Consider the following 21,910-nt stretch of genomic DNA (forward strand, 5'->3'; position numbering starts at 1 on the left):
TCTCCTGTGCGAAGGCGGTCAGACGCGATCAATATGTTTTTCGCCGAACAGCCCTTCGGGCCGAACCAGCAGGAACAGCAGGGCAAACACATACGGGAACCACCCTTCGATGCCGCCGAAGTTGCCCCCGAACATCGACTGGAACACCGGCGGGATATAGATCTCGGCCAGCTTCTCCGAGGCGCCGATGATCAGCCCGCCGACGATGGCGCCGGGCACCGAGGTGAAGCCGCCCAGGATCAGCACCGGCAGCGCCTTGAGCGCGGTCAGCGTGAGCGCGAACTGCACGCCATTGCGCGAGCCCCACAGCATGCCGGCCACCAGCGCAACGAAGCCCGCCACGCCCCATACGATCGCCCAGATGTTCTGCAGCGGGATGCCCAGCGACAGCGCCGCCTGGTGGTCGTCTGCCACCGCGCGCAGCGCGCGGCCGACCTTGGTGTACTGGAAGAACAGCGCCAGCGAGCCCACCAGGACGCCGGCGATGGCCGCCGCCGCGATGTCGAACTTGGACAGCACGATATTGAAATTGGTCAGAATCGACTCGATTGGCTCGTCGACGATGCCCAGGTTGATCGGGCGCACTTCATTGCCGAACAGCAGCGGCCCCAGGCCTTCGAGGAAGAACGACAGCCCGATGGTCGCCATGAACAGCGTGATCGGCGGCTGGTTGACCAGCTTGCGCAGCACGAAGCGCTCGGTGCTCATGCCGACCAGGATCATCACCACGAAGGCGCCGATCACGGCGGCCCACATCGGCATGCCCTTGTCCATCAGCCCCACCACCGCCAGCGCGGCAAAGTACACCATCGCGCCCTGCGCGAAGTTGAACACGCCCGAGGCCTTGTAGATCAGCACGAAGCCCAGCGCCACCAGCGAGTACATCAGGCCCGACAGCAAGCCGCCGATCAGGATTTCAAAGAAGAACGTCATGGTTCAGAGCCTCAGTGCGAAGTGCCCAGGTACGCCTTGATCACGTCAGGGTTGCCCTTGACCTCTTCCGGCGTGCCGTCGCCGATCTTCTTGCCGTAGTCGAGCACCACCACGCGGTCGGAGATATCCATCACCACGCCCATGTCGTGCTCGATCAGCACGATGGTGGTGCCGAACTGCCGGTTCACGTCCAGGATGAAGCGGCACATGTCCTGCTTCTCTTCCACGTTCATGCCGGCCATGGGCTCGTCCAGCAGCAGCATCGAGGGCTCGGCCGCCAGCGCGCGCGCCAGCTCCACGCGCTTCTGCAGGCCATACGGCAGGCGCCCCACCGGGGTCTTGCGGATCGACTGGATCTCGAGGAAGTCGATCACTTCCTCTACCTTCTGCCGATGGCGCATCTCTTCGTTGCGCGCCGGGCCCCACCACAGCGCGTGGGCAAAGACCCCGGTGCGGAACTGCGTGTTGCGCCCGGTCATGATGTTGTCCAGCACCGTCATGCCCTTGAACAGCGCGATGTTCTGGAAGGTGCGCGCAATGCCCTGGCGCGCCGCGGCGGTCGGGTGCATCTGCTTGCGCTCCTCGCCGCGGAACACGATGCGTCCCTGCTGCGGGTGGTAGACGCCGTTGATCACGTTGAGCATCGAACTCTTGCCGGCGCCGTTGGGGCCGATGATGGCGCGCACCTCGTGTTCGCACACATCGAACGAGATATCGGTCAGCGCCTTGACCCCGCCGAACGACAGCGAGATATGCTGCAGGTCCAGGATCACCTCGCCGCCGGTGCGCGCCTGCTCGCCGGTGCGCTGTGCGCGCTGCGTGCCGGGATGCGCGCCGCTGTCATCCGTCAGTTCCGCGGGAGACATCGGACCCGCCGGTGCGATCGCGCCGCCGCTGCCGGCACCGCTGGCATCCGTGCGTGCCGTCCCCGCCCATTCGCGCTGCCCCGCGCCTTGCCAGGCTACTTGCGTCATCTTGCTGCCCTCGCTCATGCCGCGCGCGCCGCCACCGGCAGGCGCTTCGCATTGACCAGCTTCAGCGTGGCCGACACGCTGCCCTCGCGTCCGTCTTCAAACTTGACGCGCGTCTCGATGAACTGCTCGGACTTGCCCGCATAGAGCGCCTCCACCAGCACGCCGTACTTCTCGGCGATAAAGCCGCGGCGCACCTTGCGCGTGCGCGTGAGCTCGTCGTCGTCCGGGTCCAGTTCCTTGTGCAGGACCAGGAAGCGTGCCACCTGCGAACCGGCCAGCATCGGGTCGTTGGCCAGGTCGGCATTCACCTGGTTCACGCATTCGCCGATCATTTCCAGCACCTCGGGCTGCGCGGCCAGGTCGACATAGCCGGCATACGGCAGGTGGCGGCGCTCGGCCCAGTTGCCCACGGCCTCGAAGTCGATATTGATGAAGGCGCAGACTTGGTCGCGGTCACTGCCGAAGGCCACCGCTTCCTTGATGTACGGGAAGAACTTGAGCTTGTTCTCGATGTACTTGGGCGCGAACATCGAGCCATCGGCCAGCTTGCCCACGTCCTTGGCGCGGTCGATGATCTTCAGGTGGCCGTCGGCGTCGATCACGCCGGCGTCGCCGGTCATGAAGTAGCCCTCGTCGTTGATGGCCTCGCGCGTGGCGTCGTCGCGCTTGTAGTAGGACTTGAGCAGGCCCACGCCGCGCACCAGCACCTCGCCGTTGTCGGCGATGCGGATTTCCATCCCCGGCGCAGCCGGCCCCACTGAATCGAACTTGACCTTGCCGTCAGGCTGCAGGCACACATAGGCGCAGGTCTCGGTCTGGCCGTAGAACTGCTTCAGGTTCACGCCGATCGAGCGGTAGAAGCGGAACAGATCCGGTCCGATCGCCTCGCCCGCGGTATAGCCCACGCGGATGCGGCTCATGCCCAGCACATTGCGCAGCGGGCCGTAGACCAGCGCTTCGCCCAGGGCGTAGCGCGCGCGGTCCGCGAGCGATACCGGCTGGCCGTCGAGGATATCGGTGCCGCAGCGCTTCGCCACGTCCATGGCCCAGTGGAACAGTTTGCGCTTGATCCAGCCGGCGTCCTCCATGCGGATCATCACCTGCGTCAGCAGGCCTTCATAGATGCGCGGCGGCGCAAAGTAGTAGGTGGGGCCGATCTCGCGCAGGTCGGTCATCACCGTTTCGCGCGATTCCGGGCAGTTCACCGTGAAGCCCGCCACCATCGCCTGCGCGTACGAGAACAGGTTGTCGCCCACCCATGCCATCGGCAGGTAGGACAGCACGTCGTCGTCCGCGCTGAGCTTGTCGAAGGCGCAGCCGTTGCGCGCCGCGCCGATCAGGCCGTAGTGCGAATGGCATACGCCCTTGGGCTTGCCGGTTGTGCCGGAGGTATAGAGGATGATCGCGGTGTCGTCGGGCTGGCCGGCGGCGATGGCCTCGTCATAGAAGCCCGGGTGCGCCTGGTCGAACTCGCGGCCCAGCTCCTGCAGCCGTTCATAAGACATCAGCGACGGGTGGTCGTAGTCCATCAGGCCGCGCGGGTCTTCAAAGATGACGTGGCGCACGGCGCGGCCGGACTCGGCCAGCTGCGCTTCCACTTCCAGCAGCTTGTCAACCTGCTCCTGGTCCTCGACGATGGCGAACTCGATTTCCGCATCGTTGAGCACGTAGACCATCTCGTTGGCGATGGCGTCCTGGTACAGCGGCACCGGCACGCCACCCAACGCCTGCGCCGCGGTCATGGCCCAGTACAGCCGCGGGCGGTTGTCGCCCACCACCGCCAGGTTCATGCCTCGCCTGAAACCGAGCGCGGCCAGCCCGCAAGCCAGCGCCCTCACCTGCTGGGCCGCCTGGGCCCAGCTGTATGTCTGCCAGATGCCGAGATCCTTCTCGCGATGAGCCGGATGATCCGGCCGCTGCTGGGCGTGCGCCAGCAGCCATCGCGGGAAGGTCGTCGCCGACGATTCCTGCATCGCTGTCTCCTGTCCCTCCGGCGTGGGGATCCACGCCCGGTGTCAAGCGTCGGTCCGGTGGTTATACTTGGCTTGTTTTGCCTGGCGGCAGTCATGCCGCAGCGCATCAAGCCCGTGGTGCCTTGTTTTGCGGCACTTCCCGGCTCCGTGGTGATCGTAAGATAGCCCATGCCTTCCACCCGGGTTGTCACGCCGGTGACAATTCCGGGTTAATCCCTACCGAGCGAATTCAGGCCATGCTGAACGATTTTGTCGACCGCTGCGTGTGGGCAGCAGACCTGAGCCCGGAGCAGCGCGAGCGCGTGCGCCGCGCCATGTTCGTGCACGAGTACACCCAGGGCGACTACGTCTGTCACAAGGGTGACAAGGCCGAGCACTGGATGGGCGTGCTCGACGGCATCGTCAAGATCACCACGGTGTCGCCGTCGGGCAAGTCGGTCACCTTCACCGGCGTACCCACCGGCGGCTGGTTCGGCGAAGGCGCGGTGCTCAAGTCGGAGATCCGCAAGTACGACGTGATGGCGCTGCGCCGCTCGACCATCGCCTTCCTGCCGCGCGACACTTTTCAGTGGCTGCTGGATACCAGCCTGCCGTTCACGCGCTTCCTGCTGACGCAGTTCAACGAGCGCCTTGGGCAGTTCATCGCGGCGGTGGAATATGAGCGGCTGCTCGACATCGATTCGCGCGTGGCGCGCGCGGTGTCGTCGCTGTTCAATGAGCACCTGTATCCGGGGATCGGCAAGACGCTGGAGATCTCGCAGGAAGAGATCGGCCTGCTTGCAGGCATTTCGCGCCAGCGCGCCAACCAGGCGCTCAAGGTGCTGGAACAGCAGGGCCTGGTGCGGGTGGACTACGGCGTGATCGAGGTGCTGGACCTGGAGGGGTTGCGGCAGTACGGGGAATAGCATGGCCAGCACCATCGATGCCGCCACGCTGCAGGCCTATCGCGAGACGCATTACCGCGTGCTGGGCGACCTGCCGATGATATTGCGGGTAGACCAACCCAGCGCCCCGCTGGCGGCGCTGCACCGCGCGCTGGGCGTGGCATCGAGCGCCTTCATTACCGCCGCCAACCCGTTCAGCCTGCGCTGCGACGACGACGCCAACGCATGGCGCCAGCAGGCGCTGGCGCAGGACGTGGCAAAGATGGGGTTGCGCGCAATCGAAGCCGCCGGCGAACACCCGTGCAATGGTTGGCCGGCCGAGCCGAGCCTCCTGGTGCCGGGGCTGTCGCTGGCGGATGCACAGGCACTCGGCGAGAAGTACGAACAGAACGCGGTGGTCTGGAGCGACGCGGACGCGGTGCCGCGGCTGGTGCTGCTGCGCTGAGCGCCGGGCCGAGCGGAGGTGCCGGCCGGCGCCTCAGCCGGTGCGGCGCTCAGTGGCCGTGGCCGCGATGGCCGTGATGCCCGTGATGACCGTGATGCCCATGGCCGTGGTGGCGGTAGTGATGATGCCGATGGTAGTGGTGATGGCGGCCGCGCCACTCACCGCGGCCATACCAGCGGCGTCCGTCCCAATAGCGGTCGCCATGCCAGCCGTGGTAGCGCGGCGCATAGACCACGGGCGGCGGGGGCGCCACATACACAGGGGCCGGGGCCACATAGACCGGCGCGCCGATCTGCACGCCCACATCCACATGAGCCATCGCCGAACGGGCCGCCAGCAGGGACATTGCGCCCGCGAGCAGCGCAGCAAAGAGAATCGGGTGAGCCATGGAGCTTGTCTTGTCGTAAACGGAAGGGTGCACTCTACCGCGCATTCCTGTTACCGGATGCGGCGGAGTGTTTCGGCATATAACGCCGTGTAAGCGGGATTTGGCGGCGGGCGTCGTGGCACGGGGCATGCGCCGTTGTGCATGTTCGGCCGCCCGTCACCATTCGGCATGCCGGGCGTCGCATGCAGCACAATAGGCTCAATAAACTGGGGTCGCCGAGGTCAAGCGATATCGCTTATTTTCTGCGCGTCTTCCGTTGGCCCTCCAACTGTTGAGCGATCTCCTCCAGCGCATTTGCATCCTGTGCATCCGCCGAAAGACGCGCTGCCTCACGGCGCTTGCCGGCGAACTCGGCGTAGCGCTCCAAGGCCACGCGCTCGGCGACCTGCGCTGAGATCTTTCCCGCATTCCTCAGGACATCGCGCTCATTGAATTCCAGGAACGCATCAAGCTTTTCTGCCCATTGCTGCATGGTCACGACTTTGCGCCGCTGCGCCATGCTATCGGCGTAGTCGAGATACATCACAACAATGCGGTTGAGCGCATCCACTTCTGCTGGCTGCAGGTAGTTCTTGGCTACCGTGACGTCAGCCTGCCGCACGCGCCCGCCTTTCCAACTGGTCAAGCCCATATTGGGCCGGCCGGCATCTGCTCGGGCTGAAATGAGTTCCGCCGCCGTGTGGCCGGTGATGGCCCATAGCATCTTGTTCTGAACCTTTGCAAAGAATCGCTGGGCTTCCTCGGCCTTGCCGTCGTAGTCGACAGCCGTGGCATAGATGTCGCGCACTTTCTGGTAGAACCGCTGTTCAGATGCCCGGATGTCCCGGATGCGCTCTATCAGCTCATCGAAATAGTCCCAGCCGTCCGGGTCTTTAAGCCGCTCGTCGTCCATGACGAAGCCCTTGACCAGGAGTTCTCGCAAGTGAGTCGTGGCCCACTGGCGGAACTGCGTGCCGCGGTGCGAGCGAACACGGTACCCAACCGCCAGGATCATGTTGAGGTTGTACTGCTTCAACCGGCGCTGGACCTGGCGACCGCCTTCAACGCGAACTTGTAAGTCTTCCTTACAAGTTGCTTCTACCGCCAGTTCCCCCTCCGCGTAGACAGCCTTGATATGCAAGGTCATGTTTTGCGGACTCGTCTGGAACAGCTCCGCCATTTCCGCCTGCGTCAGCCAAACCGTGCCGTCAGCCGTCCTGAGCCGGATCTGGGCCGCACCGTCCTCAGTGGTGTACAGGATAAGTTCGCCAGCGCTCATAGGCGTAGATCCTCTCGAAAGCCGTTCTTTGCACTACCCGGAAACGATTCCATGGAAAAACAATGTGGCAGCCCAGCCCAAGAGACTAACCGAAGGAATCGCCGAATTTGTTATGGACAGTTGCGATGCGATTTTCGACGGGCAGCAAGAATGGAAAGGGCCAGCGCTGAACCCTAGTCCAGTCGCCGGCCCTTTACCAACAAACCCGCCCTGCAAAGGGGCGGGCCAACGCACTGATTACTTGCTGTAGACGTACACGCCGCGGCCGGTCTTGCGGCCCAGGTAGCCCGCGGCCACCATTTCGCGCATCAGCATCGCCGGGCGGTACTTCGGATCGGCAAACTCCGTGTACAGCACTTCCATCACGGCCAGCATGGTGTCCAGGCCGATCATGTCAGCCAGCGCCAGCGGCCCGATCGGGTGGTTGCAGCCCAGCTTCATGCCTTCGTCGATCTCTTCCGGCGAGGCCAGGCCTTCGCCCAGCACGCAGAAGGCCTCATTGATCATCGGGCACAGGATGCGGTTGACGACGAAGCCCGGGCTGTTCTTGACCGTGATCGGGTACTTGCCGAGCTGCTTGGACAGGGCCTCGACGGCGGCGTGGGTGGCGTCGCTGGTCTGCAGGCCGCGGATCAGCTCCACCAGCGCCATCACCGGCACCGGGTTGAAGAAGTGCATGCCGATAAAGCGGTCGGCGCGCGAGGTCACCGCGGCCAGCTTGGTGATCGAGATCGACGAGGTGTTGGACGCGATGATCACGTTGTCGCCGACGATGCCGTCGATCTGCTTGAGGATCTTGACCTTCAGGTCGTAGTTCTCGGTGGCGGCCTCGATCACGATATCGGTGGCCTTGAGATCGTCATACGAGGTGCTGCCCTTGATGCGCGCCAGCGCGGCGGCCTTGTCGGCCTCGGTCAGCTTTTCCTTCTTGATCAGCCGGTCCAGGCTGCCCGCCACGGTGGCAACACCCTTCTGCACGGCGGCGTCGCTGATGTCGACCATCACCACGTTGAGACCTACCACTGCGCAGGCCTGGGCGATGCCATTGCCCATGGTGCCGGCACCGACGATGCCCACTGTCCTGATGCTCATCTTGTCTTCCTCTGCTTGGTTGGATTGCTGATTGATCGGTTCAGGCGCGGTTCAGGCGCCCTGCTCGCGCAGCGCGGCAATGATGCGCTCGGCATGGCCCTTGAGCTGTTCCGGGTCCTGCATCTCGCGCGCGTGGCCGCGCAGCGCGCTGTCGGCATAGCGCGGCACGATATGGAAATGCACGTGCGGCACGGTCTGGCCCGCGGCCGCGCCGTTGAACTGGCCGATGGAGATGCCGTCGGGCGCAAACGCCGCGCGCACCGCGCGCGCCACCCGCTGCGTGGCAACGATGGCGGCCTGCGCGCCCTGCTCGGACAGGTCGAACAGGTTGACCGCGGCTTCCTTGGGCACCACCAGCGTATGGCCGTCGGCCTGCGGCATGATGTCCATGAAGGCGATGGTGTCGTCGTCCTCGTACACCTTGATGCACGGCAGCTCGCCGCGCAGGATCTTCGCGAAGATATTGGTCGGGTTGTACTGGGTGTTCATGGTCTTTGGCTTGCGGTTGTCTCGAATACGTTTGCCGTGGCGCGGCCGCCGGCGCAGCCTTCGAGTGTAACGCAGGGCGGCCCTTCACTGCGGCCGCCCTGCGCGGTAATCGGGCACTGCTTGCTGCGCGGTGCCGCCGGGTCTACATATTGCGCCGGTACTGCCCGCCCACCTCGAACAGCGCATGGGTGATCTGCCCCAGCGAGCAAACCCGCACTGCGTCCATCAGCACCGCGAATACGTTCTGGTTGTCGATCACGGCCTGGCGCAGCTGCGCCAGCACCGCCGGCGCCTCGGCCGCATGGGCCTGCTGGAACGCCTGCAGGCGGTCGAGCTGGCTCTGCTTCTCGGCCTCGCTGGAGCGCGCCAGTTCCAGCTTCTGCGGGATCGGGTCGCCGTCCGGGTTGCGGAACGTGTTCACGCCGATGATGGGCAGCGTGCCGTCGTGCTTGAGCTGCTCATAGTAGAGCGACTCTTCCTGGATCTTGCCGCGCTGGTAGCCGGTCTCCATCGCGCCCAGCACGCCGCCGCGCTCGGCGATGCGCTCGAATTCCTGCAGCACCGCCTCTTCCACCAGGTCGGTCAGCTCTTCGATCAGGAAGCTGCCCTGATTGGGGTTCTCGCATTTGGCGACACCCCACTCTCGGTTGATGATCAGCTGGATCGCCAGCGCGCGGCGCACCGACTCGCCGGTGGGCGTGGTGATGGCCTCGTCGTAGGCGTTGGTGTGCAGCGAATTGCAGTTGTCGTAGATCGCGATCAGCGCCTGCAGCGTGGTGCGGATATCGTTGAAGTCGATCTCCTGCGCATGCAGCGAGCGGCCCGAGGTCTGGATGTGGTACTTCAGCTTCTGGCTGCGCTCGTTGGCGCCGTACTTGTCGCGCATGGTCACGGCCCAGATGCGGCGCGCCACGCGGCCCAGCACGCTGTACTCGGGGTCCATGCCGTTGGAGAAGAAGAACGACAGGTTGGGCGCGAAATCATCGATATGCATGCCGCGCGCCAGGTACGCTTCCACATAGGTGAAGCCGTTGGACAGCGTGAACGCCAGCTGCGAGATCGGGTTCGCGCCGGCCTCGGCAATGTGGTAGCCGGAGATCGACACCGAGTAGAAGTTGCGCACCTGGTGGTGGACAAAGTACTCCTGGATATCGCCCATCACCTTGAGCGAAAACTCGGTGGAGAAGATGCAGGTGTTCTGGCCCTGGTCTTCCTTGAGGATGTCCGCCTGCACCGTGCCGCGCACGTTCTGCAGCACCCAGGCGCGGATCTTGGCTTCCTCGTCGGCGGTGGGCTCGCGCTGGTTGTCGGCGCGGAACTTGTCGAGCTGCTGGTCGATGGCGGTGTTCATGAACATCGCCAGGATGGTCGGCGCCGGGCCGTTGATGGTCATCGACACCGAGGTCGACGGGTTGGTCAGGTCGAAGCCGTCGTACAGCACCTTCAAGTCGTCGAGCGTAGCGATCGACACGCCGGAGTTCCCGACCTTGCCGTAGATGTCCGGACGCACATGCGGGTCTTCGCCATACAGCGTGACCGAGTCGAACGCGGTCGACAGGCGCTTGGCATCCATGCCTTCGGACACCAGCTTGAAGCGCCGGTTGGTGCGGAAGGCATCGCCCTCGCCAGCGAACATGCGCGTGGGATCCTCGTTCTCGCGCTTGAAGGCGAACACGCCGGCGGTGTAGGGGAAGCTGCCGGGCACGTTCTCGCGCATCAGCCACTTCAGCACCTCGCCGTCATCCTCGAAGCGTGGCAGCACCACCTTGCGCACCTTGGTGCCAGACAGCGTGGTGGTGACCAGCCCGGTGCGGATCTCCTTGTCGCGGATCTTCACCACGTACTCGTCGCCGCTGTAGGCTTCGCGCATCTGCGGCCACATCGCCAGCAGCTTGCGCTCGACCTGGCCGAGGGCAGTGTCGCGCTCCGCCGCCAGCGCATCCAGCGCGGCGCCATCTCCCTGCACGGCTTGCAGCATGCGGCTCGATTCACGCAGTTGCTGGCGCTCGCGCGCGATGCGGCTCTGTTCCATCACACGGCGGTGGTAGCCGCGCACCGTGTCGGCCAGTTCCGCCAGGTAGCGGCTGCGCGCGGGGGGCACGATCACGTTCTGGCCGGTGGAGATGCGCCCCCACAGCGCGGGCAGCGTGCCCGGCTGCAGCTTCAGGCCGCGTTCGGCCAGTGCCTCGCGCAGGCCCTGGTACAGCATGGTCACGCCGTCGTCATTGAAGCGCGAGGCCTGCGTGCCGTACACCGGCATGTCTTCGGCCTTGCCGTGCCATTGCTCGCGGTTGCGCTGCACCTGCTTGGCCACATCGCGCCACGCGTCCTGCGCACCCTTGCGGTCGAACTTGTTGATGGCGACGAAGTCGGCGAAGTCCAGCATGTCGATCTTCTCGAGCTGGCTGGCCGCGCCGAATTCCGGCGTCATGACGTACAGCGACCGGTCCACGTGCGGCACGATGGCCGCGTCGCCCTGGCCGATGCCAGAGGTCTCAACGATCACCAGGTCGAAGCCCGCCACCTTGCACGCGGCGATCACGTCCGGCAGTGCCTGCGAGATCTCGGAGCCCGCCTCGCGCGTGGCCATCGAGCGCATGAAGATGTTCGGGTGGTTGATCGCGTTCATGCGGATGCGGTCGCCCAGCAGCGCGCCGCCTGACTTGCGCCGCGACGGGTCGATCGAGATCACGGCGATCGACAGTGCATCCTGCTGGTCGAGGCGGAAGCGGCGGATCAGTTCGTCGGTCAGTGACGACTTGCCGGCGCCGCCGGTGCCGGTGATGCCGAGCACCGGGATCGATGCCGCTGCCGCTTGCGCATGCATCGCCTGCACCAGCGCCGGATCGGCCTTGCCGTTCTCTAGTGCGGTAATGAGCTGCGCCAGCGCGCGGCGGTCGCCGCCGGCGACGGGGTCGAGCGAGGCCGGCGCATAGCGCGACAGGTCGATGTCGCAGCGCTGCACCATGTCGGCAATCATGCCGGCCAGGCCCATGCGCTGGCCGTCCTCGGGGCTGAAGATGCGCGCCACGCCGTAGGCCTGCAGCTCGCGGATCTCGTCCGGCACGATCACGCCGCCGCCGCCGCCAAAGACCTGCACATGCTCGCCGCCCTTCTCGCGCAGCAGGTCGACCATGTACTTGAAGAACTCGACATGACCCCCCTGGTAGCTGGAAATCGCGATGCCCTGCGCGTCTTCCTGCAGCGCCGCCGTCACCACTTCCTCGACCGAGCGGTTGTGGCCGAGGTGGACCACCTCGCAGCCATGCGACTGCAGGATGCGGCGCATGATGTTGATCGAGGCGTCATGGCCGTCGAACAGCGACGCCGCCGTGACAAAGCGCACCTTGTTGACCGGACCGCGGCCTTGCGCGGTGGGCTTGGGCTGGGGCGCACCGCGGCGCACATCATGCACATCGGAAAGGTCGGTCATTGTCTCCACCGTTTCTGGTGTTGGCTGCTACCGCGACGTGCGCCGGACGTGCCGTTCTGTGCCGGCTTAGCTGCAAATGCGCGGGCTGTGCCCCGGGTCGGGGCCGATCGATTATATGAAGTTGACGTTAACGTAAAGCAATGGGGCGGAACCCCGAGACCGGCGTGCGTGGGACGGGGCTGTCCCTATAGAGTAGGCGCCCGCGGCAGGCGCCGCGCAAGCGCCCGGGCAAACAAAAGGCCACCCGCAGGTGGCCGTTCCGGCAAAGCGTGAGTGGCCGCTCAGGCCCAGATCCTGGGGCACTCCCCGAACGCATCCGTGCTGTGCTCCTCCACCCGGTGCCGCATCACCCGCAGCCACGCCGCCAGCCGCCGCAGCGACCACGGTGCCGGCACCTGTGCCAGCGTGAAGCGCGCGCCCGCGCCATCGCCCGACAGCCACACCCGGTAGCCCTCCGGCAACGGCAGTTCGGCGCCCGGCTCCAGCCAGATGTCGTTGGGATTGCCTTCCACCGTCACCCACAGCTTGCCCGCCGCCGCGCAGACGGTCTGCCCGTAACCGGCGCGCCAGCTCACTGGCTGTCCGGGCTCGTCCAGTTCGAAAGTCCGTAGTTCGCGCATGTCGCACTCCTCATCAGCCCGGCGGTCTGGTCCGGTGCCGACTCCTGGATGCCGAATGACCACAGGAGCCGGCGCCTTTCTCCGCCACGCTTCCATTATTCGCATCCTTCACTACAATCCCATGTACAGTTGTGAACAGTTTTCGGTGAACTGTTCAGTAGTTTTCCCTGACAGTTGCGTCCTCCGGTTTCCCCCGGCTGCCCTGCCTTATGAAACTAATCTTAGATGCTTCTACCGGAATTCCACTGACCGATCAGATCGTCAACGGCGTGAAGTCGTGGATCGGCAACCGCGAGGCTCGGCCTGGCGCAAAGCTGCCGTCGATCCGTCAGCTGGCAGCCGCGAACGGCATCAGCCGCTTCCCGGTGATCGAAGCCTATGACCGGCTGGTATCGCAGGGGCTGCTGGATTCGCGCCAGGGTTCGGGCTTCTATGTGGCGGATAGTCCGCTGGCGGGGCGCTCAGCGTGCGGCTGGTCCGATCCGAGCCTGGCCGAGGAGCTTTCCGACCACATCCTCGAGCAGTTCAACCACCCCAGCGGCACGCTCAAGCTGGCCGGCGGTTTCGTGCCCGAGACCTGGCGCGACGTTGAGGGGCTGACGCAGGCGATCCGCGCGATCTCGCGCAACGAGATCGACAGCGTGATCCACTACGCCACGCCGATGGGGCATCCGGAACTGCGCCGCCAGGTGCTGCTGCGCGTGCACCAACTGGGCATCGCCGCCGAACTGCCGCAAGTGCTGATCACCACCGGTGCCAGCCAGGCGCTGGACCTGGTGGTGCGCCACCTGCTCAAGCCCGGCGATACGGTGTTCGTGGAAGATCCCGGCTACTACAACCTGTTCGGCCTGTTGCGGCTGCACGGGGTGCAGCTGGTGGGCGTGCCGCACACGCCCAAAGGCCCCGACCCGGACGCCACCGAGGCGCTGCTGCGCCAGCACAAGCCCAAGCTGTTCTTCACCAACAGCGTGCTGCAGAACCCGACCGGGTCGACGCTGGCGCCGCCGGTGGCATTCCGGCTGCTGGAGCTGGCGCGCCGGCATGGCTTCCGCTTTGTCGAGGACGACATCTTCTCGGACTTCCAGACCCACTTCACCGACCGGCTGGCCACGCTGGACCAGCTCGAGCACGTGATCTACATCGGCGGCTTTTCCAAGACGGTGTCGGCCTCGCTGCGGGTCGGTTACCTGGTGGCCGACAAGGCGCTGATCAAGGACCTGGTCGATGTGAAGGTGCTCACCAGCGTGGCCGGCTCGCACTTTGCGGAAGCGGTCACCGCGGCGCTGCTGGAACGCGGCGGCTACCGCAAGTATGTGGAGCGGCTGCGCCTGCGCGTGCGCGAGGCCTCGGCCAATGCCGTGCGGCAGCTGACCGGCAACGGCTGGGAGGTGTTCTGCCAGCCGTCCGGCGGCAACTTCCTGTGGGCGCGCCCGCCCGGCATCGAGGATTCGCGCGAACTGGTGACGCTGGGCGAGGAATACGGCGTGACGCTGGCGCCGGGCAACTACTTCCGCCCGGGCGGCGAGACCTCGGCATGGATCCGGATCAACGCCGCCTACGCCAACGAGCCGCGCGCGGTGGCCTTCATGAAGGCCGCCGCCGAGCGCGGCAGTTGAGCACTGGTAAATGAAGGCGCTCAGCCGCCGTGGTTATGCAGCACGGCATGCATGAGGACGACGTCAGCCGCCGCAGCCAGGCGCCGACAAGATGCCGTCCACGCGCGCCAGTGCGGCGGCAAGCGGATCGAGCGCCAGCAGTGCGGCGCCGGCAAGGGCCAGTGCCGCCAGCGCGGCAATCCTTGCGCGCAGCGCCCACGGCATCGCCCAGGCCGCCAGACCCAGCGGAGCGAAGGCCGCGCAGGCAAGAAGGAGCCGCGGCAGCATCAGCACTTCAGCGGCTGGCAGCCTCGGGCACCGCGGCGTGCGCCGGGCCTTTGGCCAGTGCCGGCAACGGCCCCGCGCGGCGCAGGCCAAACCATGAGCACGCGGCGGAGCACAGCGTCACCGCCACCAGCGCCGTGATAGTGTGCTGGTAGCTGCGCGTGGCATCGAACGACCACGCCCCCAGCTGCACCGTCAGGAAGGCACCCAGCTGGTGCCCCAGGAACAGCAGGCCGAACACCTTGCCCTTGATCCGGCTGCCGTAGCGCTCGAAGCAGAACATCGAGGTCAGGATCACCGTGCCCAGGTAGCTGGCGCCAAAGCCGATCGCAAACGGCAGCACGCCCAGGCCCGGCACCAGCAGCAACAGCATCGATGCCGAGCGCAGCGCGTAGAACGCGGCCAGCAGCCGGTGCTTGTCCCAGCGCAGTGCCAGCGCGCCGGAGACCAGGCCGCTGGCCAGCTCCAGCGCGCCGAGCGTGCTCATCGCATAGCCCATCGCCAGCCGCGGCACGCCCTGCCCCTGCCAGTACGCGATCAGGTGCACGTCGATAAAGGCCATCGTGGCGCCGCAGCCGAAGAAGCCGGCCGCCAGCGCATAGAACACCGGGTCGCGCCGCACCACCGTCCATGCCGACACTTCGGCCTCGGCCGTGCGTGGCGCCGGTGCGGACGCCGGCTCCCAGCGCGAAGCCAGCCACAAGGCGCCGGCCACCGGCAACGCAAACACCGCACCCGCCACGCCGAACGCCGTGATCCAGCCCGCCTGCGGCTGCAGCCAGATCCACAGCGGCGACAGCACGATAAAGCCGATCGCGGTGCCGTTGGTAACCACCGCATAGGCCAGCCCCTTCTTGCGTTCCTCGAACAGCCGGTCCACCAGGATGCCCATCGGCACAAAGGTCATGGCCGCCAGCCCGAACGCGCCGGCAAGGCCGAACATCAGCACGAAGAACGTCAGCGATCCCGGCCACAGCGCCGCGCTACCCAGCGCAATGCCTGCCGCCAGCGCACCAGCGGCCGCGGTGCGCAGCGGGCCGACGCGGTCGCTGAGCGCGCCGACGACCGGCGACATCAGCCCGGTGGCCAGCATAAAGACACTGCCGGACCAGGCAAACTGCGCACGGCCCTGCCCGAAGTGCGTGGCGAGGTCGACGAAGTACACCTGGTAGAGGCCCTTCACCGCGGTCGACACGAACATCACGGCAAAGCCGATGGCGACCAGGGCCACGGTGACTGCGGGCAGGCGGGTGCGGTGCATGGCGATCTCTCTTTGGCAGGGGGTTCGTTGACCATGCTAAGGAAAGCCGGCGGCCTGCCGGAGCAACGCAATGGACCAGAAAAGCAAATTTTCGGCCATCGCCAATACAAAGCCTGCCATTCGCGCGAGAATGCCGGCATCGGCCTTGCGATCTCCACACTGGTGATGACTACCGCCTATTTCCTGGTGCTGCCCAATGTCCACATGCTCGACCTCGGCGGGCCGCTACAGATCCTGTCGAGTGTGGCTGAACTTGGGCTTGCGCCACTCACTGTGCGTTGCGTCGGCCCGCATTCCAGCGTCACTTCCTTCCAGGGTCCGGCGCTTGGCCGCGTTGAACGCCTGCCCGCCCGGCTCGAAGCCGGCGACGTGGTCATTGCCATTGGCAGCAAACTTCTGGACACATTGACTACATCGCCTGCGTGGCACGATAGCGCGGCATGGTTGAGGGAAAGCTTTGGTGAGGGCAGGAATGGCGGCGTGCAGGTGGCCGCAGTCTGCACCGGCGCCTTCCTGCTCGGCGCAGCGGGCCTGCTCGACGGGCGCCTGTGCACGACACACCATGCACATATCAAGCGCCTGCGCGCGCGCCATCCGGATGCCTCCGTGATCGACAACCGGGTGTTCGTCCGCGACGGCAATGTCTGGACCTCGGCCGGCGTGGCCTCCGGCATCGACCTGGCGCTGCGGCTGGTGGCCAACGCCTACGGCGACGAGGCCGCGATTGCGGTGGCGCGCGATAACGTAGTGCCGTTCCGGCGCTTCGGCGCCGATCCGCAGCTTGATCCACAGTTCAGCGCACGCTCGCACGGCAACCCGCTCGTGCATGCAGTGCAGGATGCGATCTCGCGCGACCTGGAAGCCAACGTCGCTGACCCGCGCTTTGCGCAGCGTTTCGCGGTCAGCGTCAGGCACCTGTCGCGCCTGTTCCATGAGGAAACCGGCCTCACGCCGAAGCAATACCAGCTGACCCTGCGCATGGCACGCGCGCGCAAGCTGCTGGCCGCATCGACGCTGCCAGTGGAAGAAATCGCGTTGAAGAGCGGCTTCGCCAGCGTACAGGCCTTCCGCGCCTGCTGGAACAAGGGAGAAGCCGGCACGCCAAGCGCCTACCGGCAAGCCAGCACGCGCAGCGCGGGGTAACCGCGCTCAGGCATCGACATCTTCCTCCAGCCCCGGATGCGAGGAGCCACTCCGAGTGCGCGCAATCGGTAGGACGGCACTTGAAAGCCGTCCACCACAACAACCTACTTAGCCACCGGCATCGTGAACTCAGCGCCCTTGGCAATCGAATCCGGCCAACGCTGCATCACGCTCTTGTAGCGCGTGTAGAAGCGCACGCCCTCTTCGCCATAGGCATGGTGGTCACCGAACAGCGAGCGCTTCCAGCCGCCAAACGAATGCCACGCCATCGGCACCGGAATCGGCACATTGATGCCGACCATGCCCACCTGGATCTGCCGTGCGAACGCGCGCGCAATGCCGCCATCGCTGGTGTAGCACGACACGCCGTTGCCGTACTCGTGCGCATTGATCAGCGACACCGCTTCGGCAAAGTCATGCACACGCACCACCGACAACACCGGACCGAAGATCTCCTCCTTGTAGATCGTCATGTCGGGCTTGACGTTGTCGAACAGCGTGCCGCCGACATAGAAGCCATTCTCATGGCCATCGACTTTGTGACCGCGGCCATCGGTGACCAGCGTCGCGCCCTCTTCCACGCCCTTGGCGATATAGCCTTCGACCTTGGCCTTGTGCGCACCGGTCACCAGCGGGCCCATCTCGGCATCGGACTCCATGCCGTTGCGGATCTTCAGCGTGCGCGCGCGCTCGGCGAGGCGCGGCACCAGCTTGTCGGCAACATCGCCGACTGCCACGGCTACCGAGATCGCCATGCAGCGCTCGCCAGCGGAACCATAGGCCGCGCCAATCAGCGCATCGACCGCCTGATCAAGATCGGCATCGGGCATTACCACCAGGTGGTTCTTGGCGCCGCCCAGCGCCTGCACGCGCTTGCCATGCTTCGTCCCTTCCGTGTAGATGTACTCCGCGATCGGCGTCGAGCCGACGAACGACAGCGCCTGCACGTCCGGATGTGCGAGCAGCGCGTCCACGGCTTCCTTGTCACCCTGCACGACATTGAACACGCCGTCGGGCAAACCAGCCTGGCGCAGCAGGTCGGCAATCAGCAGGCTCGGCGACGGATCGCGCTCCGACGGCTTCAGCACGAAGGTATTCCCGCACGCCAGCGCCACCGGGAACATCCACATCGGCACCATCACCGGGAAGTTGAACGGCGTGATGCCGGCCACCACGCCCAGCGGCTGGCGCAGGTTCCAGTTGTCGATGCCGCCGCCGATGTTGTCGGTGAAGTCGGTCTTGAGCAGGTTGGGGATGCCGCAGGCAAACTCCACCACTTCGATGCCGCGCGTGACTTCGCCCTTGGCGTCCGAGAACACCTTGCCGTGCTCGCGCGTGATCAGCGCGGCCAGGTCGTCGTGGTGCTGGTCGAGCAGTTCCTTGAACTTGAACAGGATGCGCGCGCGGCGCAGCGGCGGGGTGTCGGACCAGGCCGGGAATGCGGCATGGGCGGCGGCGACGGCATCGGCCACGTCCTGCGTGGTGCCGAGCGCCACGCGTGCTGCAACTTCGCCGGTGGCGGGGTTGAATACGTCCGCCAGGCGCTGGCCGCCGGCGCGGCGCACGGCGCCGCCGATGAAATGGTGGATCTCGGCCAGTTGCCGGTTTTCTGCGATGCTCACTTGGGATTTCCTTCGATTGCCGCGGCACGCAAGTCAGCGCGCGCCCCGGCGTGCAATCAGAGAGGCCGGACCCGCAGGTCCGGCGGCAATGCGATGCGGCGCGCGCCGCTTACTTGATGTCCTGCAGCACCTTCTTCACCGTATCGAACAGTTCGCCGATCTGGGCTTCAGAGATGATCAGCGGCGGCGAGAACGCCAGGATGTCGCCGGTGTAGCGCACCAGCACGCCGAGCTCCAGGCACTTCAGGAAGGCCTCATACGCGCGCGCGCCGGGCTGGCCGGGACGCGGCTCCAGCTCGATGCCGGCGACCAGGCCGTAGTTGCGGATGTCCTTCACGTGCGGCGCGCTGCGTACGCCGTGCACTGCGGCCTCGAATACCGGCGCCAGTTCGGCGGCGCGGCCGAACAGGTTCTCGCGCTGGTACAGGTCGAGGGTGGCAATGGCGGCAGCCGCGGCCAGCGGGTGGCCGGAGTAGGTGTAGCCATGCAGCAGCTCGATCGCGCCCGGCGCGGCCGAATTGACCACGGTGTCATGCACTTCGCGGCGCACGGCGACGGCGCCCATCGGCACCGCGGCGTTGTTGATCGCCTTGGCCATGGTGATCAGGTCCGGCGTGACATTGAAGCGCTCGGCCGCGGTGGCGGCGCCCAGGCGGCCGAAGGCGGTGATCACTTCGTCGAAGATCAGCAGGATGCCGTGGCGGCTGGTGATCTCGCGCAGCTTTTCCAGGTAGCCGACCGGCGGCACCAGCACGCCGGCGGAGCCGGCCAGCGGCTCGACAATCACGGCGGCAACGTTGGATGGGTCGTGCAGCGCCAGGATGCGCTCCAGCTCATCGGCCAGGTGCGCGCCCCATTGCGGCTGGCCCTTGGAGAAGGCGGCCTCGGCGATATTCAGCGTGGCCGGCAGGTGGTCGGTGCCCGGCATCAGGTTGGCCGAGAACGCCTTGCGGTTGGGGCCGATGCCGCCCACCGCCATGCCGCCGAAGCCCACGCCGTGGTAGCCGCGCTCGCGCCCGATAAAACGCGTGCGCTGGCCTTCGCCGCGTGCACGGTGGTAGGCCAGCGCGATCTTCAGCGCGGTGTCGACCGACTCCGAGCCCGAGTTGGTGAAGAAGATGCGGTCCAGCCCCTGCGGCATGATCGCGGCCACCTTGGTGGCGGCCTCGAACGACAGCGGATGGCCCATCTGGAACGGCGGCGCATAGTCCAGCGTGGCAGCCTGGCGCGCTACGGCCTCGGAGATTTCCTTGCGGCAGTGGCCGGCGGCCACGCACCACAGGCCGGCGCAACCGTCCAGGATCTGGCGGCCGTCGTGGGTGGTGTAGTACATGCCGCTGGCCGACGCCAGCAGGCGCGGCGCCGCCTTGTACTGGCGGTTGGCGGTGAAGGGCATCCACAGGGCATCGAGATCGGGAATCACGGTCTTGGCGGCGTCCATACGTCCTCCTAGGGGGAATCAGGTCGGATTGGCGGGTAGCACGCTGGCTGGCAGCGCGGCGGCAATGAGGGCCACTCTACCGGCGGCGTCTGGCCGACAAAATATACAGTCCGGACAAGACTGCCTTACCGTGCAGTTTGAACACGCCAAACCGTACAGGCAAGCGCCATCGGGGTGCCGCCAGCCCGCCACCGTGCCACGACCCGCCCTGGACCGCGGTGCGTCATCCCACGCTGCACTGCGGCAAATTTCGCTTTGCGGAAGACCACCGCAGCCTGGCCTGCCTCCAGCCGCTAAACTGTACAGGTTCACGCCTGCCAGAGTGCCTGATGCTGACCCTGAACCTGACCCGCAGCCGCCGCGACGGCGACACCCTGACCGAGCAGATCGTCGCCGGCATCGCCGCACTGGTGGAGCAGCGCGCGCTGCGCGCCGGCACCGCCCTGCCCTCGGTGCGCCGCTTTGCGCAGCACCACCACGTCAGCACCTTCACCGTGGCCGAGGCCTACGGCCGGCTGACCGCGCTGGGCTACCTGGCGGCGCGCCCGGGCTCGGGCTATACCGTGGCGCACCGCCATGCCCCGGCCGGGCACGCGCGCGCGCCGCACTGGGAGGCGCCGGGACTGAACGCGGCGTGGCTGCTGTCGGATGTGTTCGCCGACCACTCGGTGCCGATCAAGGCCGGCGCCGGCTGGCTGCCCGGCGACTGGCTCAACGAGGAAGGGCTGCACCAGGCCATGCGCGCCTCAGCGCGCGTGCCGGCGGCGCAGCTGTCGGGCTACGGCCATCCGTACGGCTTTGCACCGCTGCGCGAGCATATCGCCGCCGGCCTGGGCCAGTACGGCATCCCGCTGCAGGCGCAGCAGGTGGTACTGACGCAGGGCGCCACGCAGGCGCTGGACCTGGTGGTGCGCACGCTGCTGCGTGCCGGCGATACGGTGCTGGTGGAATCGCCCTGCTACTGCAACCTCTTGCAGATCCTGCGGCTGGCGGGGCTGCGCGTGGTGGGCGTGCCGCGCTCGGCGGCGGGGCTGGATACCGACGCGTTGGACGATGCCATCCGCGCCCATGCCCCGCGCGCGCTCTTTATCAACACCGTGCTGCAGAACCCGACCGGCGCCAGCCTGAGCAGCATGAACGCCTTCCGCGTGCTGCAGCTGGCCGAGCAGCACCGGCTGCTGGTGGTGGAGGACGATATCTACCGCGAGCTGGCGCCGGCCGGCTCGCCGATGCTGGCGGCCATGGACGGGCTGTCGCAGGTGGTCTACATCAACGGCTTTTCCAAGACCATCACGCCGTCGCTGCGCGTCGGCTATCTGGCCGCCAGCCCCGACCTGGCCAAGGCCTTCGCGCGCACCAAGATGGCGGTCGGCCTGACCTCATCGGAAGTGACCGAGCGGCTGGTCTACTCGGTGCTGACCAGCGGCCACTACGGCCGCCACGTGGCGGCGCTGGCCGAGCGGCTGCGCGCGCAGCAGGATCGCGTGACGGAAAAGATGGAAGCCCACGGGCTGGAGGTGCTGCTGCGCCCGGAGGGCGGGATGTTCGCCTGGGCGCGCCTGAACGAGGCGGCACAGGCGCGGCTGCAGGCCAGCCGCCGCGGCGAGCCGCTGCACGGCAACCGCCTGGCCACGCTGGCGCTGCAGCATGGCATCTGGCTGGCGCCAGGGTCGTATTTCGAGCCGGACGAGACGGATTCGCCGTGGATCCGCTTCAACGTGGCCACCGGCGATGCGCCACAGCTGTGGCAATTCTTTGACCGACTGGCGCAGGCGCCGCGCGCCGCGTAGCACGCGCGCAAGACGGAGGGGTCAGCTCCAGAGGCGCTCGACGAACCAACCCGCGGTGGCGCAGAGGCCCAGCCAGGCGGTCAGGCAGATAGCAATAAATCGATAACTCATCTCGGAATGGACAACAAAATCGTTAAGGCAGTGTGAATTCTTCGTTGAATCATACATCCATTCATGAATGTATGTAAGGATCGTGTGGATTTCCCGCTGGCAGCCAGGGGCTATTTGTATCTCGGGCAGCACACAAAGTACGCGCCAGCTGTCCCTGCCGCCGTCAGGGACGC

Annotated in this window: 18 protein-coding genes; 5 read left to right on the forward strand and 13 right to left on the reverse strand. The window is 66.3% G+C overall.

Translation table 11 applies throughout. The annotated features are described in order from the left end of the window. Nucleotides 1-18: 18 nt before the first annotated feature. From ACW4E8_RS04030 to ACW4E8_RS04040, 3 genes are read right to left on the reverse strand one after another with little or no spacing between them, the layout of a single operon-like run. Nucleotides 19-933, reverse strand: a complete 915-nt coding sequence (locus ACW4E8_RS04030) for a branched-chain amino acid ABC transporter permease (RefSeq protein WP_116355461.1) — start codon at nucleotides 931-933, stop codon at nucleotides 19-21. 11 nt (nucleotides 934-944) lie between these two features. Beyond that, nucleotides 945-1,907 (reverse strand): ABC transporter ATP-binding protein, encoded by a 963-nt coding sequence (locus ACW4E8_RS04035; RefSeq protein ID WP_456803410.1) that lies wholly within the window; start codon nucleotides 1,905-1,907, stop codon nucleotides 945-947. A gap of 14 nt (nucleotides 1,908-1,921) precedes the next feature. Beyond that, nucleotides 1,922-3,880 (reverse strand): AMP-dependent synthetase/ligase, encoded by a 1,959-nt coding sequence (locus ACW4E8_RS04040; RefSeq protein WP_456803320.1) that lies wholly within the window; start codon nucleotides 3,878-3,880, stop codon nucleotides 1,922-1,924. 236 nt (nucleotides 3,881-4,116) lie between these two features. Here ACW4E8_RS04040 and ACW4E8_RS04045 point away from each other — a divergent pair, with 236 nt between their 5' ends. Then, nucleotides 4,117-4,785: a Crp/Fnr family transcriptional regulator gene (locus ACW4E8_RS04045; RefSeq protein WP_456803321.1), complete on the forward strand. Its 669-nt coding sequence runs from the start codon at nucleotides 4,117-4,119 to the stop codon at nucleotides 4,783-4,785. A gap of 1 nt (nucleotide 4,786) precedes the next feature. Then, nucleotides 4,787-5,209 (forward strand): DUF3293 domain-containing protein, encoded by a 423-nt coding sequence (locus tag ACW4E8_RS04050; protein WP_456803322.1) that lies wholly within the window; start codon nucleotides 4,787-4,789, stop codon nucleotides 5,207-5,209. Between the two features lie 49 nt (nucleotides 5,210-5,258). Here the strand turns inward: ACW4E8_RS04050 and ACW4E8_RS04055 are convergent, their stop codons facing one another. The 6 genes from ACW4E8_RS04055 to ACW4E8_RS04080 all read right to left on the reverse strand — a co-directional run bounded on the left by ACW4E8_RS04055 (nucleotide 5,259) and on the right by ACW4E8_RS04080 (nucleotide 12,489). Continuing rightward, on the reverse strand, nucleotides 5,259-5,597 hold the full coding sequence (locus ACW4E8_RS04055) for a hypothetical protein (RefSeq protein WP_456803323.1): 339 nt from the start codon (nucleotides 5,595-5,597) through the stop codon (nucleotides 5,259-5,261). 235 nt (nucleotides 5,598-5,832) lie between these two features. Continuing rightward, the gene (locus tag ACW4E8_RS04060) at nucleotides 5,833-6,855 is read right to left on the reverse strand and encodes a virulence RhuM family protein (protein WP_456803324.1); all 1,023 of its coding nucleotides are present in this window, start codon (nucleotides 6,853-6,855) and stop codon (nucleotides 5,833-5,835) included. 237 nt (nucleotides 6,856-7,092) lie between these two features. Further along, the gene (locus ACW4E8_RS04065) at nucleotides 7,093-7,947 is read right to left on the reverse strand and encodes a 3-hydroxybutyryl-CoA dehydrogenase (RefSeq protein WP_456803325.1); all 855 of its coding nucleotides are present in this window, start codon (nucleotides 7,945-7,947) and stop codon (nucleotides 7,093-7,095) included. A 51-nt stretch (nucleotides 7,948-7,998) separates the two neighbouring features. Next, nucleotides 7,999-8,436, reverse strand: a complete 438-nt coding sequence (locus ACW4E8_RS04070; protein ID WP_436220696.1) for an HIT domain-containing protein — start codon at nucleotides 8,434-8,436, stop codon at nucleotides 7,999-8,001. A 142-nt stretch (nucleotides 8,437-8,578) separates the two neighbouring features. Beyond that, entirely contained in the window at nucleotides 8,579-11,869 is a 3,291-nt protein-coding gene (icmF, locus tag ACW4E8_RS04075; protein ID WP_456803326.1) for a fused isobutyryl-CoA mutase/GTPase IcmF, read from the reverse strand. Nucleotides 11,870-12,150: 281 nt separating this feature from the next. Further along, a complete protein-coding gene (locus tag ACW4E8_RS04080) occupies nucleotides 12,151-12,489 on the reverse strand; it encodes a DUF2917 domain-containing protein (protein WP_035819806.1) in 339 nt (112 codons plus the stop codon). 209 nt (nucleotides 12,490-12,698) lie between these two features. Here ACW4E8_RS04080 and ACW4E8_RS04085 point away from each other — a divergent pair, with 209 nt between their 5' ends. Continuing rightward, the gene (locus ACW4E8_RS04085) at nucleotides 12,699-14,105 is read left to right on the forward strand and encodes an aminotransferase-like domain-containing protein (protein ID WP_456803327.1); all 1,407 of its coding nucleotides are present in this window, start codon (nucleotides 12,699-12,701) and stop codon (nucleotides 14,103-14,105) included. Between the two features lie 63 nt (nucleotides 14,106-14,168). Here ACW4E8_RS04085 and ACW4E8_RS04090 read toward each other — a convergent pair whose 3' ends face one another. After that, entirely contained in the window at nucleotides 14,169-14,372 is a 204-nt protein-coding gene (locus ACW4E8_RS04090; protein ID WP_456803328.1) for a hypothetical protein, read from the reverse strand. A 7-nt stretch (nucleotides 14,373-14,379) separates the two neighbouring features. Next, nucleotides 14,380-15,630, reverse strand: coding sequence for an MFS transporter (locus ACW4E8_RS04095; protein ID WP_456803329.1), 1,251 nt, complete (start codon nucleotides 15,628-15,630; stop codon nucleotides 14,380-14,382). A 165-nt stretch (nucleotides 15,631-15,795) separates the two neighbouring features. Here ACW4E8_RS04095 and ACW4E8_RS04100 point away from each other — a divergent pair, with 165 nt between their 5' ends. Next, a complete protein-coding gene (locus tag ACW4E8_RS04100; protein WP_456803330.1) occupies nucleotides 15,796-16,773 on the forward strand; it encodes a GlxA family transcriptional regulator in 978 nt (325 codons plus the stop codon). A 104-nt stretch (nucleotides 16,774-16,877) separates the two neighbouring features. Here the strand turns inward: ACW4E8_RS04100 and ACW4E8_RS04105 are convergent, their stop codons facing one another. Together ACW4E8_RS04105 and ACW4E8_RS04110 are read right to left on the reverse strand one after the other, a co-directional pair. Beyond that, entirely contained in the window at nucleotides 16,878-18,395 is a 1,518-nt protein-coding gene (locus tag ACW4E8_RS04105) for a CoA-acylating methylmalonate-semialdehyde dehydrogenase (protein WP_456803331.1), read from the reverse strand. Between the two features lie 109 nt (nucleotides 18,396-18,504). Beyond that, nucleotides 18,505-19,836: an aminotransferase class III-fold pyridoxal phosphate-dependent enzyme gene (locus ACW4E8_RS04110; RefSeq protein ID WP_456803332.1), complete on the reverse strand. Its 1,332-nt coding sequence runs from the start codon at nucleotides 19,834-19,836 to the stop codon at nucleotides 18,505-18,507. A 329-nt stretch (nucleotides 19,837-20,165) separates the two neighbouring features. Between ACW4E8_RS04110 and ACW4E8_RS04115 the strand changes: the two genes are divergently transcribed. Further along, nucleotides 20,166-21,626 (forward strand): aminotransferase-like domain-containing protein, encoded by a 1,461-nt coding sequence (locus ACW4E8_RS04115; RefSeq protein WP_456803333.1) that lies wholly within the window; start codon nucleotides 20,166-20,168, stop codon nucleotides 21,624-21,626. Nucleotides 21,627-21,910: the final 284 nt, after the last annotated feature.

The sequence above is a fragment of the Cupriavidus sp. CP313 genome, assembly GCF_054072015.1.